This window comes from Nostoc mirabile CHAB5784 (assembly GCF_020829645.1).
Classification (GTDB): Bacteria; Cyanobacteriota; Cyanobacteriia; order Cyanobacteriales; family Nostocaceae; genus Nostoc; species Nostoc mirabile.
In genome coordinates, this window is sequence record NZ_JAIVFS010000001.1 from 310869 (window position 1) to 326124 (window position 15256).

The 15256-nt window shown below is 43.2% G+C and carries 12 protein-coding genes and 1 tRNA gene; 8 read left to right on the forward strand and 5 right to left on the reverse strand.

Annotated elements, in window-relative coordinates:
- The 3 genes from LC653_RS01530 to leuC form a co-directional block, all read right to left on the reverse strand.
- Positions 1-575 (reverse strand): calcium-binding protein (locus tag LC653_RS01530; protein WP_267922907.1); only part of this gene is annotated, 575 nt, incomplete at its 3' end.
- A 1556-nt stretch (positions 576-2131) separates the two neighbouring features.
- Complete coding sequence (leuD, locus tag LC653_RS01535; protein WP_229492265.1) at positions 2132-2740, reverse strand: 3-isopropylmalate dehydratase small subunit; 609 nt, start codon at positions 2738-2740, stop codon at positions 2132-2134.
- 158 nt (positions 2741-2898) lie between these two features.
- Positions 2899-4302: a 3-isopropylmalate dehydratase large subunit gene (leuC, locus tag LC653_RS01540; protein ID WP_229492266.1), complete on the reverse strand. Its 1404-nt coding sequence runs from the start codon at positions 4300-4302 to the stop codon at positions 2899-2901.
- A 288-nt stretch (positions 4303-4590) separates the two neighbouring features.
- Between leuC and LC653_RS01545 the strand changes: the two genes are divergently transcribed.
- From LC653_RS01545 to LC653_RS01570, 6 genes are all read left to right on the forward strand, one after another.
- Positions 4591-5940, forward strand: coding sequence for a response regulator (locus LC653_RS01545; protein WP_229492267.1), 1350 nt, complete (start codon positions 4591-4593; stop codon positions 5938-5940).
- 352 nt (positions 5941-6292) lie between these two features.
- On the forward strand, positions 6293-11491 hold the full coding sequence (locus LC653_RS01550; RefSeq protein ID WP_229492268.1) for a WD40 repeat domain-containing protein: 5199 nt from the start codon (positions 6293-6295) through the stop codon (positions 11489-11491).
- 3 nt (positions 11492-11494) lie between these two features.
- Positions 11495-12064, forward strand: a complete 570-nt coding sequence (locus LC653_RS01555) for a tetratricopeptide repeat protein (protein ID WP_229492269.1) — start codon at positions 11495-11497, stop codon at positions 12062-12064.
- Between the two features lie 90 nt (positions 12065-12154).
- Entirely contained in the window at positions 12155-12742 is a 588-nt protein-coding gene (locus tag LC653_RS01560) for a Uma2 family endonuclease (RefSeq protein WP_229492270.1), read from the forward strand.
- Positions 12743-13396: a hypothetical protein gene (locus LC653_RS01565; protein WP_229492271.1), complete on the forward strand. Its 654-nt coding sequence runs from the start codon at positions 12743-12745 to the stop codon at positions 13394-13396. It begins immediately after the preceding gene.
- A 91-nt stretch (positions 13397-13487) separates the two neighbouring features.
- Positions 13488-14231, forward strand: coding sequence for an alpha/beta fold hydrolase (locus tag LC653_RS01570; RefSeq protein ID WP_229492272.1), 744 nt, complete (start codon positions 13488-13490; stop codon positions 14229-14231).
- Here LC653_RS01570 and LC653_RS46090 read toward each other — a convergent pair.
- A complete protein-coding gene (locus LC653_RS46090; protein WP_267922909.1) occupies positions 14228-14353 on the reverse strand; it encodes a hypothetical protein in 126 nt (41 codons plus the stop codon). The genes LC653_RS01570 and LC653_RS46090 overlap by 4 nt on opposite strands.
- Positions 14354-14384: 31 nt before the next feature.
- Between LC653_RS46090 and LC653_RS01575 the strand changes: the two genes are divergently transcribed.
- Together LC653_RS01575 and LC653_RS01580 are read left to right on the forward strand one after the other, a co-directional pair.
- Complete coding sequence (locus tag LC653_RS01575; RefSeq protein WP_229492273.1) at positions 14385-14630, forward strand: DUF433 domain-containing protein; 246 nt, start codon at positions 14385-14387, stop codon at positions 14628-14630.
- A complete protein-coding gene (locus LC653_RS01580) occupies positions 14630-14986 on the forward strand; it encodes a DUF5615 family PIN-like protein (protein WP_229492274.1) in 357 nt (118 codons plus the stop codon). The genes LC653_RS01575 and LC653_RS01580 overlap by 1 nt, the downstream gene beginning before the upstream one ends.
- A gap of 69 nt (positions 14987-15055) precedes the next feature.
- Here LC653_RS01580 and LC653_RS01585 read toward each other — a convergent pair.
- Positions 15056-15128, reverse strand: a tRNA-Val gene (locus LC653_RS01585).
- Positions 15129-15256: the final 128 nt, after the last annotated feature.

The following is a 15256-nucleotide window of genomic DNA, read 5'->3' on the forward strand; positions in this document are numbered from 1 at the left end:
GTGCCACTACCATCAAGCAAGTCATCTCCAGCATCGCCTGTAAAGCTGACTGCAATGAGGCTAGTTTGGGCCAAGTCGTTAACATCGAAGATGTCATCGCCTCCGCCACCATTGACTTCAAAGCTCTCTGCGGTGTCTACAGTCAGGGTGAAGGGAACTAGGTTAAGCCGATCAAAGATTGCTCTTCCTTGGGCGTCTTGTTCCAGGCGGAAGGTGTCTCCTGCCGCTCGAGCGCCGTTGACCTCAACCACGTCATCGCCAGCGTTACCGCTAATTCTGTCGCTACCGTCACCGTTGTTCCAGATGAGTCGGTCGTCGCCGCCTCCGCCAGTGAAGATATCGTTGCCGCGATCTCCGATTATGGTATCGCTCCCGGCCCCACCTTGTAGCAAGTCGATACCATCGCCACCTTGTAGCAAGTCACGACCAGCGCCACCAATTAGGGTGTCATTTCCAGCGCCACCAATTAGGGTGTCATTTCCACCAAAACCACTGAAGTTATCAGAAGCGGCATCACTAATACCTGTATCTGCTCTATTGGTTGGCCCTGGGCCTGGAATCCAAATTACTGCCATGATTAATCCTCCTGATTCTTAATTTCTAAGTGAAAAATGAGCTACTAGCAGTTCATTTCTAAGAAAAGTATGAAAGTACTAGTTTCTGTCTTTGAGCTACAAAACTGATAGTTTTTAGCTGCTAAGTATTACTCAGAGATACGTTCTTATTTTATGCAAAATATTTGTTTTTATAAAACTGATTCACTATAAAATTTACAACTTTTAGACCATCTGGAAAATCAAAATTTTTTCCTAAATGCCTTTTCTGAAGAGGCTTTCAGACCATTAGATAATTTTAAATAAAGTTAAAACAATAAATGATAATTAAATACTAATCCGTGCTTATGTTGTGGCTTTGGTGACAACACTCAATTTTTATAGCAGTATTAACAAGGGAGTATTTACTTATAAAATATAGTGAGGTTTTATTTAAAGCATTTAAAAGTGTCACCGACCTAAAAGCAGCTATGAATAATCAATCCATGCTGTTAATAACCAAGAGTTTTTACTGAAGGTTGAAGCATGGATTTTTGCATTTCCTCTTAAATCAGTATTTATCTGATGAGTAAAATGTAATACTTTAATCTGATTGAATATTTGCGTTCTAGAGTTAATTTCAGTGGAGGTGGAGCGTAGGGTCACTGAACGCACGACTTTATCGTTCCAAAGCACCTAGTACCGCAAGGCAAAAGTCAAAGGTCAAAAGTCAAAAGTATTATGGAATAAGCTCTTTAGGGATTTTAAATAGTTGCTCTATTTCCGCCGTGGCGTACTAGAAGTTAATAAACTAATATGGTTTAGTTAAGAAAAATTGTCAGTTTAGTTAAGCAACAAAGCCCGGAAATGTTGGGTTGAGGAACGAATGCTGTTAGCGAATTATTTCTTAACATTGGAATCTTCGATAAATCCGTCGTTCTCAAAGATGTTGGCTTTCCTTGCCTCATATCACAATACGCTTGGGTTAAGGATAATTGTAGGTTGGGTTGAACATTCGTGTTACCCAACAAATGTCCGAAAATGTTGGGTTTCGTTCCTCAAACGCCACTTGCTTCAAGTCGGGAAACCCGCCCAACGCAGTGGCTCCCCAACCTACACATTTTTATTTTTTGGGCTTAACCCAAGCGTATTGCCTCATATCATGTCCGCCAAATTACCCATAATAAAAGAACCCCACCCCCAACCCCTTCCCGCAAGCAGGAGGGGAGTAAAAGCTGCGCTTTGGCTCTTTGGGGTATTATGCTTAATTGCCCGGACATCATATCAACCCAAGCTACGGAATAATAATGCTTTATAAGTATTAAGTTCTATTTTGCCAACACTATCAGGAACGAAACCCAAGCGTATTGGTTGATAACCCGCAATTTGGGTTCAATTTTTGGCGTTGCATATTTGCGGGATGATTTTGCTAGTTTTGTGGGATGGGCATCTTGCCCGTCCCTTGGATTTCAGGGCGGGCGAGACTACAAGAATCATCCCTTGATTCAGCAACGCCCAATTTTTGATGTTTTTATGGAGTTTATAAAATTTTTGGCATTTTCTCATTCCCTGGCTGATAACCAGAGAATAAGAAAATCCTAACTTGCAGCTAAATTGCCCCAATTTACGTAGGGTAATTTTGCAGCCGTTACCCGAACTTGGTCAGCATTCGCTACCAACTGACCGCAAGCGTCCCAAGTTCCAGAAATAAATGTGCTTCTTGTCCCTTCACCGATCGCAACTGGGGCGGTGTAATCACCAATCTGCACTTGCAAGGTTTCCAGATTCACTGTCACGGCGGCTTGGGGATTGGCAGCGACTAACTCTTGCAGTTGTTTAACAGTAACAGCATCGGCTGTCAGACAAGGTATGCCCATTGCCACACAGTTACCAAAAAAGATTTCGGCGAAGCTTTCACCGATTAAAGCTTGGATTCCCCATTTTGCGATCGCTTGGGGTGCGTGTTCCCGTGATGAACCACAGCCAAAATTTCTATTGACTATTAAAATATTCGCCCCTTGGTACTGGGGTTGGTCAAAGGGATGTTCACCTTTAAGTGCTGTCCGGTCATCGATAAACGCGCCTTCACCTAACCCATCAAAGGTAACGGCTTTCAAATATCGCGCGGGGATGATGCGATCGGTATCTATATCATTGCCCACTAAGGGTATACCCCGCCCTGAAACTGTTTTAACTTCGCTCACCATAAACTTTATTTACCTATCATTTCCATGACAGCCTGTTAATTTCTACAAATGACCAATGACAAATGACAAATGACCAATGACCAATGACAAATGACCAATGACCAATGACAAATGACAAATGACAAATGACAAATGACAAATGACAAATGACAAAAAAATTACAGTAACTCGCGCACATCAGAGACTTCGCCTTTAATCGCAGCAGTGGCGACCATTGCCGGACTCATTAATAATGTTCGACCGGAAGAGGAACCCTGTCTTCCTTTAAAGTTGCGGTTGGAGGAGGAGGCGCTGATTTGTCTTCCTTGTAGCTTATCGGGGTTCATGGCTAGGCACATAGAACATCCTGGTTCCCGCCACTCAAATCCGGCTTCCTGAAAAATTTTATCCAGTCCTTCAGCTTCCGCCTCTTCTTTCACCCGTTCAGAACCTGGGACAACGAAGGCTTTGATTCCCTCTGCAACGTGGCGACCTTTGGCTATTTTGGCAGCTTCTCGCAAATCAGTAATTCTACCGTTGGTGCAACTCCCAATAAAGCAGACATCTATTTTAGTGCCCTTGATCGGTTGACCAGGATATAAATCCATGTAGCGGTAAGCTTCTTCGGCAATAAATCGGTCTTCTTCTAGCAGTTCTTCCGGCTGAGGCACTGACTGGTTGACACCGATACCTTGACCGGGAGTAATCCCCCAGGTAACGGTAGGAGAAATTTCCGCAGCGTTGAATAGCACTATATCATCGTACTGGGCATCAGCGTCGCTCTTGATGGAATCCCACCAAGCTACTGCTTTATCCCAATCTGCATCAATGGGTGCAAAATCTCTGCCTTTGAGGTAATCGTAGGTGACTTGATCGGGATTAACGTAGCCGCATCTAGCACCGCCTTCGATCGCCATATTGCAGACAGTCATCCTCTCTTCCATATTCATTTGCTCAAATGTCGTACCTGCAAATTCGTAAGCATAGCCCACGCCACCTTTAACACCAAGTGAGCGGATGATATGTAAAATTACATCTTTGGCGTAAACACCAGGGTTGAGAGTGCCGTAAACTGCGATTTTGCGGACTTTCAGTTTGGAGAGAGCAAGGGTTTGGGAAGCGAGAACATCCCGGACTTGGCTAGTACCAATACCAAATGCGATCGCACCAAATGCTCCATGACTGGAAGTGTGACTATCTCCACAAGCGATCGTCATTCCTGGCTGAGTCAACCCAAGTTCTGGAGCGATCACATGAACTATACCTTGACTACCAGAACCGATATTGTAAAAAGTTATGTTATTTTCTTGACAGTTATTTTCGAGCGCCTGAATCATCTCCTCTGCCAAGTTATCGGCAAAGGGACGCGCCTGGTTTTCTGTAGGCACAATATGATCGACTGTGGCGACAGTACGCTCTGGAAATAGTACTTTTAAGCCCCTCTCGCGTAACATCGCAAAGGCTTGGGGACTGGTGACTTCATGAATTAGGTGAAGCCCGATAAATAGTTGCGTCAGCCCTGAGGGAAGTGTACCAACGGTGTGTAAGTCCCAAACTTTATCAAACAGGGTACCTTTGCTCATACGTCAATCAATATTTCAAGAGTCCGGTCTTAAATAGTATCAAAAAATAGTCTCGGTTTTTGCAGATCACTTAATATTACTTACAGCTTTGCACTCTTGTTTCTCTGTGCCCTCCGCGCCTCTGTGGTTTTATTCTTCTTTAACGAACCGCAGAGACGCACAGATCACAAAGGAAGAAAGGTAAAAGCGAAAATTCTCCGAAATATTGAGATGCAAAGATGTAAATAAGTTTATCCTTTTCCACAAGGATATGTTGAGACAATACGAGATAATTGCACTACCAGCGTTATGTCCATAGATTTACGGGAATTTTATCAGGCTAGCGATCCCAGCAGAACTCTGTTTGTCAACAATAGCTCTGATGGCAAGTATTATATAGATTTTTCCTCGGTACGAGGTGGTGATATTCTTGGCAAGCTGAAGCAGAAGATTACTTTTTTTAAGCCGAATGAACCCACTTGCACTTTATTTACTGGACATATTGGTTGTGGGAAATCGACAGAATTATTACGATTACAGGCAGAACTGGAAAAGTTAGGCTTCCATGTGGTCTATTTTGAGTCCAGTGACGACCTGGAAATGACTGATGTCGATATTGCTGATGTGCTGCTAGCGATCGCTCGTCGTGTGAGTCAAAGTCTGGATAAAATTACCTTGGAGTCACCCAACAAATTTAATGAGTTGCTGCAAGGTGCTTGGAAGGTCTTAAACTCCGAGGTGACGGGGGTAAAAGTTAAGGTTCCAAATGTCGGCGATTTTGGTGTCACCTCTGAAAAAGAAAAGCTTTCTCTGGCTGTGGGCATTGGTGAAATCACAGCGAAGATGAAAAATGACCCAACGCTGCGAGAAAAACTCAATCAGTATTTAGCACCACAAAAAACTAAGTTGCTGGAAGCGATTAATCAGGAATTATTGGAACCTGCGATCGCTAAACTCAAACAGCAGGGTAAAAATGGTCTGGTGGTAATTGTTGATAATCTTGACCGCATAGATAATCGTGCCAAACCTTGGGGTCGTCCGCAGCAGGAATATTTATTTGTCGATCAAGGTGAGTTTTTGACAAGGCTTAATTGTCATCTCCTCTACACCATGCCCTTGGCTTTGAAGTTTTCCAATGATTACGGAATGCTGACTCAGCGTTTCCCAGAAGACCCCAAGGTGTTACCAATGGTACCTGTACAATGGTCTGATGGCAGTGTTCATACACAGGGAATGGCACTCATGCAGCAGATGGTACTAGCAAGAGCTTTTCCTGAGATGACACCAGAGGAGCGTTTAAATAAAATTACCGATATTTTTGATAGTGCTGCTAGCTTAGAACGTTTATGCAAAATGAGCGGTGGTCATGTGCGGGATGTGCTGAGGCTGCTGAATACCTGGATTATGGAAGAGATGAGTCTTCCCCTAACTCGTGCAACCTTAGAGCAAGTGATTCGTTCTCGGCGCAATGAAATCATGTTACCGATTTCTGAGGATGAGTGGCAATTGTTACGTCACGTCAAGGAAAGGAAAAAGGTAAGTGATGACCACGGATATCAAAAACTGATCCGCAGTCGGTTTGTATTTGAATATCGGGATGGTGGCGAGTCTTGGTTTGATGTTAATCCGGTTTTGGCAGAAGCAAGGGAGCTGCAGTGAAGTATCTTTCGCTTACCCACTCATATTATGTCCGCATAATTAGTTATGATTCCCACAGTCATTGCACCCCACCCCGACAATCGTCGCTTTGTCTCCCCTCCTGCTTGCGGGGAGGGGATTAAGGGGTGGGGTTCTTCGGGTTTAATAAGTAATCAAGCGGACATGATATCACCCGCCAGAGATTAAAATCTCTGGCTAATAGCTAAAGTCCTCTGAAGAGGACTAACAATTGCTTCCAGTCCACTTTAGTGGACTTCAGCTATTAGCCTTGCACTTGAGTGCAAGGTGAGATATGTTGACTCAACGTCAAAACATATAGTAAAAATTCGCACCTAAAAAGCATATTAGCTTTATGAGTCCACAGCAACCACCAGAAGATGACTATATAAACAGCGATGTCTACGACGGGCTACGCCTACGCACTCTGCAACAATTAGCTTGGGCCATAGAATCTTCCGTGGGACAGTTTAAGCTGATTTTGGCCCGGTGTAATTATGTCAGTTTGCGCGATCGCCTCATCCAGAAATTGCGGGAAATTTGTCAAGTCGAAATTCGTGTCTTGGCAGTGCAGCAATCCAACAGGACTCTTTATACTGCGATTCAGGAAGAATTTGGCGAAGAAATACCAGCCTGTGTAATGGTTGTGGGTTTGGAATCAGTGCAGAATTTGTCTGTGATGTTAACTTCTGCGAATCAGGTGCGGGAAGAGTTTCGCAAGAATTTTGCTTTTCCCTTAGTGTTGTGGATTGACGATGAAATCTACAAGCAACTAATACAGCTTGCGCCAGATTTGGAAAGTTGGGCAACTACGAGAAATTTTGACATATCAACACAGGAATTAGTAGATTTTATCATCCAAACCGCTAATCAATGGTTTAGTAATAACTTCAAATTTAGCGTAGATGTAAATATTAAGCTGGGAAATGAGTTAGAAACGGCACAAAGATATTTAATCAAAAAACCAGATATCTATAATTTAGAAATTCAAGCTAATTTAGAATCTTTATTAGGTTTTATCAAACAGATCAATAATCATCCAGATTTGGCTTTAGAGCATTATCACAAAGCTTATAAGCTCTGGCAGCAAAATCATAATTTAGAACGACAGGCAAAAATCCTCGGTGAAATTGGATTTTGCTATTATCTCAAAGCTTTTAAAAATCAAGATATCAATCATCCAGATTGGCAAGCGACTTGGCATTATCTTCAAGAGTATATAAATTTTATTAACTCGTTTAAAAGTCCAGATTTAATTGCTAATGCAGTAGTTAAATTCGGTGATATATTACGAGATTTACAAAAATGGGAAATATTGCATAGTCTTTCGGAACAAGCTTTAGTAATCCATCAAACTAACAACCAGCTAAGAGAATTAGCCAAAGATTACGGTTTTTTAGCTGAGGTAGCTTTGGCTCAAAAAAGCTGGCTTAAAGCAAATCAGTTAGTGAAACAAGCCTTGGAAGTTTTTGCTGGAATTCCCAATTTGGAATCTGCGAATATATCAGGGGTTTTAGCTGATATTCCCGAAAGGATTTTAGAATCAAAAGATTTGAGCTTGTATCAGTTGATTTTAGGTCGTTCTCAATACCATTTAGGTCAAATTCAACAGGCAACTCTCAGCTTAGAAACTGCTAGGGATGTGGGTAATCCCCTGGAAGATGTCAGGCTTTACTTGGATATTCTCAGGTTTTTGCAGCAGCTTTATTTTGAGCAGAAAGAATATCTCAAAGCATACAAAATCAAACAGCAACGGCGTTCCATTGAACAGCAATTTGGCTTGCGGGCTTTTATTGGTGCGGGTAGGTTAGAAGCTACAAAACAGGCATTTGTAGAGACATTGCGCTCAAACTCTCCACAAGGAAATATTGCCCCAGAAATTGCTGCATCAGGTCGCCTATTGAATGTAGAACGTTTAATTGAACGCATGGGTCGCCCTGATTATAAGTTGATAGTAATTCATGGGCAATCGGGTGTAGGCAAAAGTTCCCTAGTGAATGCGGGACTGGTGCCAGCTTTAAAGAATAAAGCAATAGGTACTCAAGATTATTTGCCGGTGGTAATGCGCGTTTACACCAACTGGGTGGAAGAGTTGGGGAGGCTTTTGGGAAAAAGTGGGGAGTGGGGAGTGGGGAATGGGGAGTGGGGAGAGTTAGAACCTCAACGTTCAGCCTTTGAACTCGGAACTTCGACCTCTGAACTCGGAAGTTCGACCTCTGAACTCGGAAGTTCGACCTCTGAACTCGGAACTTCAGCCTTTGAACTCGGAAGTTCGACCTCTGAACTCGAAACTTCGACCTCTGAACTCGGAAGTTCGACCTCTGAACTCGAAACTTCGACCTCTGAACTCGAAACTTCGACCTCAAATACTCAAAATCCCCACTTTGTACAGACGCGATTCATCGCGTCTCTCCCCACTCCCCACTCCCTCCTCTCTCAACTTCGCAAAAACGAACAGCACAACCTCCGCACAGTCCTAATTTTCGATCAATTTGAGGAATTTTTCTTTGTTTACACCGAACCAGCACAAAGGAAGCAATTCTTTGAGTTTCTGGGAGAGTGTCTGAATGTTCTATCAGTGAAAGTTATCTTATCGCTGCGGGTGGATTACATTCATTACTTGCTGGAGTGCAATGATTTGTCCAGTCTCAAGATTATTGGCAATGACATTCTCAGTAATAATGTGCTTTACAAGTTGGGGAATTTCTCACCTGCTGATGCGAAGTCAATTATTCAGCGTTTAACTGAAAATACTAGTTTTCACTTAGAGGATGTTTTAGTTGATCAACTGGTGCAAGATTTAGCGGGAGAATTGGGTGAAGTTCGTCCCATTGAGTTGCAGGTTGTGGGGGCGCAACTGCAAACGGAAAATATTACAACTCTGGCAGAATATCGGCAGCGTGGTACTAAGGACGAATTGGTTAAGCGTTATTTGGATGAAGTTGTTAATGATTGCGGTGAAGAAAATCACCAAGCAGCAGACATATTACTGTATTTGCTGACCGATGAAAAAGGAACTCGCCCTCTGAAGACTCGCGCTGAGTTGGAACGCGATTTGTTCCCGTACTTCTCGGAGATTCCCCCAACCCCCCTTAAAAAGGGGGGCTTAGTTTCTTCTACCCCCTTTTTAAGGGGGTCGCCGCAGGCGGGGGGATCAGAAGCTAGGGCAGAACAAGCTTCTGAAATCAGTAAATTAGATTTAATATTAGAGATTTTTGTCCAATCCGGCTTAGTGGTTTTGCTACCAGAAAACCCGGCTGACCGTTATCAACTGGTACATGACTACATCGCCGCCTTTATCCGCCAGCAACAAGAACCGAAGTTAAAGCAGGTGATGGCGGAACTGCAAAAGGAACGAGAACAAAGAAAACTGAGTGAGACGAAACTGAATAACTTTCTCAAACGCGCCCTTTTTAGTTCCGTGGCCGCAGGTTTAGGATTTGCTGGGTTAGCAGTGGTAACATTCCAGTGGACAGTAGAGGCAAATGTTAATCTAATTAACGCCATCAATAATTCTTCTGAAGCCTTTGCTGTCTCTGGACAATACCCAGATGCTTTAATAACAGCCTTAAAAGCAGGTAACAAACTCAAGTATACAATTTGGGCACAGCACAGAAGCGATACCCGAATGCAAACTGTGGCGACTTTACAGCAAGCGGTTTACTTAAAGCCAAATGAGGCGAAAGAAAATCGTGCGATTGAAGTAAATACTTTAGATGGTCATAGCGAGTCTGTCAATAGCATCGTTTACAGCCCCAATGGACATCAGTTAGCTTCTGCTAGTGATGACAAGACGATCAAAATCTGGGATGTCAGTAGTGGTAAACTCCTCAAATCCCTTACTGGTCATAGCAATGAAGTCTGGAGCATCGTTTACAGCCTCAATGGACAACAGTTAGCTTCCGCTAGTCGTGATAAGACGATCAAAATCTGGGATATCAGCAGTGGTCAACTCCTCAAAACTCTGACTGGTCATAGCAATGCCGTCAATAGCGTCACCTACAGCCCCAATGGACAACAGTTAGCTTCCGCTAGTCGAGACAAGACGATCAAAATCTGGGATGTCAGCAGTGGTAAACTCTTCAAATCCCTTAGTGGTCATAGCAAAGAGGTCAATAGCGTCGCTTACAGCCGTGATGGACACCAGTTAGCTTCTGCTAGTGAGGACAAGACGATCAAAATCTGGGATGTCAGCAGTGGTAAACTCCTCAAATCCCTAATTGATCATAACGATGCGATCGTGAGCGTCGCTTACAGCCGTGATGGACACCAGTTAGCTTCCGCTAGCGCTGACAAGACGATCAAAATCTGGGATGTCACTAGTGGTCAACTCCTCAAATCCCTAATTGATCCTAGCAGTGGGGTTTTTAGCGTTGCCTACAGCAGTGATGAGCAACAGCTAGCTTCTGCTAGTGATGACAACACCATCAAAATTTGGGATGTCAGCAGTAAAAAACTCCTCAAAACCCTGACTGGCCATAGCGCTAGGGTCTATAGCGTCGCCTACAGCCGTGATGGACAACAGTTAGCTTCTGCTAGTTGGGACAAAACCATCAAAATCTGGGATGTTAGCAGTGGTAAACCCCCTAAATCCCTGACTGGTCATAGCAAAGAGGTCAATAGCATCGCCTACAGCCCCAATGGACAACAGTTAGCTTCCGCTAGTGATGATAAGACCATCAAAATCTGGGATGTCAGCAGTGGTCAACTCTTTAAAACCTTTACTGGTCATAGCGATAGGATCATTAGCGTCGCCTACAGCCCTAATGAACAACAGTTAGCTTCTGCTAGTCGGGACAAGACGATCAAAATCTGGGATATCAGCAGTGGTCAACTCCTCAAATCCCTGACTGGTCATAGCGATACAGTCATTAGCGTCGCCTACAGCCCCAATGGACAACGGTTAGCTTCTGCTAGTGCTGACAACACCATCAAAATTTGGGATGTCAGCAGTGGTCAACTCCTCAAAACCCTTACTGGTCATAGCCATTGGGTCATTAGCGTCGCCTATAGCCCCAATGGACAACAGTTAGCTTCCGCTAGTGCTGACAACACCATCAAAATCTGGGATGTTAGCAGTGGTCAAATCCTCAAATCCCTGAATGGTCATAGTAATTGGGCCATTAGCGTCGCCTACAGTCCCAATGGACAACAGTTAGCTTCCGCTAGTGCTGACAAGACCATCAAAATCTGGGATGTCAGCAATGGTCAACTTCTCAAAACCTTTACTGGTCATAGTGATGCAGTCAGAAGCGTCGCCTACAGCCGTGATGGACAACAGTTAGCTTCTGCTAGTCGGGACAAGACGATCAAAATCTGGGATGTCAACAGTGGTCAACTCCTCAAAACCCTGACTGGTCATACTGATAGGGTCAATAGCATCGCCTACAGCCGTGATGGACAACAATTAGCTTCTGCTAGTGATGACAACACAATAATTTTATGGGATTTAGATTTCGATAATTTATTACTCAGTGGTTGCAACTTGCTGAATAATTACCTCATTGCCCATCCAGAAGTGTTAGAAGAGTTGCGATCGTGCCAAACTCCATAGCAGTTGGCGCAAGGGGCGACAACGTTAGTTATCCAAGGTGAGAAGTTAGCGCGAAATGATGATATTAATGGCGCTGTTGAAAAGTTTGGCAAAGCACAGCAGTGGGATAATAAATTAAATTTTGATTTCCAGGCGAGAGCGAAAGAGTTTGTCAACAAAGGCAAGGCTGAACGCTCAGTTGATGAAGGAAACAGCCGCTTACTAGATAAAAAGTTTAAGGAAGCGCTAGCAGCTTATACCGCAGCCCTCAAGCTCGATCCAAAAGTCGAAATTCCTATAAGTTCTTGGGCTGAACTATGCTGGCGAGGTAGTCTCCAAAAACAAGCCGCCGATGTTTTACCAGCCTGTGAAAAAGCCGTTGCACTTGCACCTGAAGATGGCGGCATTCGTAATAGTCGTGGCTTGGCTAGAGCGCTGACAGGCAACTATCAAGGAGCGATTGAGGACTTTGAAGCATACATCGCCCAGACTGAAGATAAAAATAGTAAAGCACAACGGCAACGCTGGGTGAAAGATTTACGAGCGGGGAAGAATCCGTTTACAGATGCAGAGATTAAAAAGCTACGGAATTAGAGAATTGGGCATGGGGCATTGATTATTTCTTCACTATCTCCCTCATCTTCCTTATTGCATAGAATAGTTGTATTGAGTCATCAATTCGCTATGACCGTAACCACCAAAAAACTGACTTTTGCAGAGTATCTCAAATATAACGATCGCACGGATACCCAATATGAATTGCTAGACGGAGAATTAATCCCCATGAGTCTTGGTACTGGCAAGCACGGCGGTATCTCGAAGTTTTTAGAACGAAGCTTTGATGACGAAAGTGCCAAAATGGATAAGAACTGGACAGCACAAAAGTTTTCTGTGGGAGTGCGTTCTCCACGCTCTGGACGTTGGGACACCTCACGAATTCCAGATGTGGTAGTATTACCAACACAGCAATGGGAAGCACTTTCTAATCGAGAAGCTGTAATTGAACTCAACGAAACTCCTCCCATACTAGTAGTAGAAGTGGTCAGCGAATCTACACAAACCACAGACTACCGCAGTAAACGTTCTGAGTATGCTGTTCTCGGAATTCCTGAATACTGGATTGTTGACCCCATTCAAGAGATGGTAACAATATGCACCTTAGTAGAAGGGTTCTATGATGCTGTTGCATTCCGAGGACAAGAACGCATCATCTCTTCGACCTTTCCACACTTGGATTTGAGTGCTGAACAAATCTTGGCAGGACACAAGTAAATGGCATACAGCGATTTTAGTCTGGCTAAAGTGAAAAAGAGTTTTGATTTAACACTCGATGAAACTCTGAATTTATTTGTTGATACAAAACCTGTTACACCATCAGAAACACTCAGAACGATTTTAATAGATTACATTCCTTTAGCAACTGCAATTTCAACCGAAAAAGCTAGGTCAGAGTTTTTAATTGCCCCAATCCTCGCAGAGGTCAGACGATTATTAAATAATAAAATATCACTGTTCTCTGGAAATGAATTTAATGTTGATGCAACTCAAGGCTTGCAAGGTTTTTGCGATTACATCATCAGCAATTCCCAAGAGCAATTATTTATTTCTGCTCCGGTAATGTTTATTTTTGAAGCAAAAAAAGAAGATATTATCGGCGGTCTAGGTCAATGTGTAGCGGCAATGATTGCTGCACAGTTGTTCAATCAAAATCAAGGGAATGAAGTTGGGCGGATTTATGGTTCAGTTACTAGCGGAACTAACTGGAAGTTTTTATTTTTAGAAGAAACGACTGTTTATATAGATTCGACTGAGTACTATATTAAAGAAGTTGATAAAATTTTGGGTATTTTATTGCAACCTTTTCAGCCTGTTTTAAGTGGTGTTCAATTAACTAGTTCCGTGGGTTTAAGTCCCCCGGTTCAATAAAAAAGCAAGTTTTGTGTTGGGGTTAAATCCCCATTACAAAACAAAATTCACGAATTACGAATTACGAATTACGAATTACGAATTATTTAATATGAGTCTATATTGTCTAGTTCACGGTGCTTTCCAAGCCACTTGGTGTTGGGATTTGCTAATTCCCTACTTAGAAGCACAGGGTCACAAAACTGTAGCAATGGATTTGCCAATTGAAAGTGCATCTGCTACTTTGTCCCAATTTGCAGATGTAGTAATTCAAACGCTGCCAAAAACTGATGATGATATTGTGCTAGTCGGTCACTCAATGGCTGGTACTATAATTCCCCTGGTTGCAGAAGCGGTAAAAGTGCGTCAATTAGTGTTTGTGGCTGCGCTGCTCCCATATCCTGGAGTCAGTACACTCGACCAATTTTCTCATCGTCTTGATGCTGATACGCTTAAATCATTCAATTACCAACCACAAGACCCAAGTAAACTCGAACAGTTCTACGATGAGCCTGATATGTATGAACCAGCTTCCGTAGGGAAAGATTATTCAGACGAAGCAGTATTAAGGGATTTTTTCTTTCATGATTGTCAACCAGATGTAGCACAGTGGGCAATCTCAAAAAGTCGTTCGCAACAATCTATGGCATATATATTTGAAACGAATCCTCTAAAAGTTTTGCCGCATGTTGAACGTAAATATATTGTTTGTACCAATGACCGAATAATATCTCCTACATGGTCACGCTATGCTGCACGCAAGCGCTTAGGAGTCGATGCCATTGAACTAGCTTCTGGACATTGCCCACATCTGTCTCGTCCCGACCTTCTCGCCTCAATATTGACTAGTGATTAATTGTTTGAGTTCGGGTCAATTGTTGCCATAGCAAACTTATTTTCTAACTGTTGCATTAATCTTTTGCCTAAGCGGAATATCTTACTGGTGCGATGCCGATGCCCGCCGTAGGCATCGCTCATAATAAATGAAGCCCCATAAAGGTAAACTGGTATGGATTGGAGAACTTATATTCATTCAGACCCAAAAATTCTCCTTGGAAAGCCTGTCGTCAAAGGAACGCGGCTATCGGTAGAATTCATATTAGGGTTGTTTGCCGAAGGTTGGACACAACAGCAAGTCACAGAAAGTTATCCAACTCTCAGCGCTCCTGCAATCCAAGCTGTGTTCGCGTTTGCGGCAGAGTGTCTCAAAGAGGATGTATTTTACACATCGTTGCTGTCTACTGAGGCCAGGTAATGCGGTTTCTGGCGAATGAGAATTTCCCATTGCCCAGTGTGCGGCTGCTACGCCTTGCAGGCTATGATGTCGATTCGGTGACAGAGGATTCTCCAGGCATTGAAGATACAGAGGTTTTGACTCGTGCAGCTAATGAGCAACGGGTGATTTTAACGTTTGATCGTGACTACGGCGAACTCATCTATCGCTTAAGATTACCATCACCAACTGGTGTAATTTATTTGCGGTTTCGCCCCCATACTCCAGAGGAGCCAGCCACATTATTGTTAAATTTACTAGAGATAGAAGGATTGCAATTTGAGGAGCGGTTTACGGTATTAGAGCGCGATCAGATTCGCCAGCGTCCTCTACCGTAGTTAGGCATACCACAAACCCAAAAAGGCTAGAAACTGCATCTAAGCTCTTTCTAGCCTTAATTTACTTAATGGGCAGTACCAGACTCGAACTGATGACATCCTGCTTGTAAGGCAGGCGCTCTACCAACTGAGCTAACCGCCCGTTTGACTAATCCTTAACTAATATAGCAAAACATTTCGCATTGCGCTAGTAGTTTTAAGAAAATCTTTTTTTCTCTTATACTGACTCAGTATTGAGTTACTCAGCACTGGCTCAACGCCCCGCTATCG

Excerpts from the sequence above, each read along its gene's own strand:
- leuD (WP_229492265.1), bottom strand. The coding sequence starts at position 2,740 with ATGGTGAGCGAAGTTAAAACAGTTTCAGGGCGGGGTATACCCTTAGTG.
- leuC (WP_229492266.1), bottom strand. The coding sequence starts at position 4,302 with ATGAGCAAAGGTACCCTGTTTGATAAAGTTTGGGACTTACACACCGTT.
- LC653_RS01545 (WP_229492267.1), top strand. The coding sequence starts at position 4,591 with ATGTCCATAGATTTACGGGAATTTTATCAGGCTAGCGATCCCAGCAGA.
- LC653_RS01550 (WP_229492268.1), top strand. The coding sequence starts at position 6,293 with ATGAGTCCACAGCAACCACCAGAAGATGACTATATAAACAGCGATGTC.
- LC653_RS01560 (WP_229492270.1), top strand. The coding sequence starts at position 12,155 with ATGACCGTAACCACCAAAAAACTGACTTTTGCAGAGTATCTCAAATAT.
- LC653_RS01565 (WP_229492271.1), top strand. The coding sequence starts at position 12,743 with ATGGCATACAGCGATTTTAGTCTGGCTAAAGTGAAAAAGAGTTTTGAT.
- LC653_RS01570 (WP_229492272.1), top strand. The coding sequence starts at position 13,488 with ATGAGTCTATATTGTCTAGTTCACGGTGCTTTCCAAGCCACTTGGTGT.
- LC653_RS46090 (WP_267922909.1), bottom strand. The coding sequence starts at position 14,353 with ATGAGCGATGCCTACGGCGGGCATCGGCATCGCACCAGTAAGATATTC.
- LC653_RS01575 (WP_229492273.1), top strand. The coding sequence starts at position 14,385 with ATGGATTGGAGAACTTATATTCATTCAGACCCAAAAATTCTCCTTGGA.
- LC653_RS01580 (WP_229492274.1), top strand. The coding sequence starts at position 14,630 with ATGCGGTTTCTGGCGAATGAGAATTTCCCATTGCCCAGTGTGCGGCTG.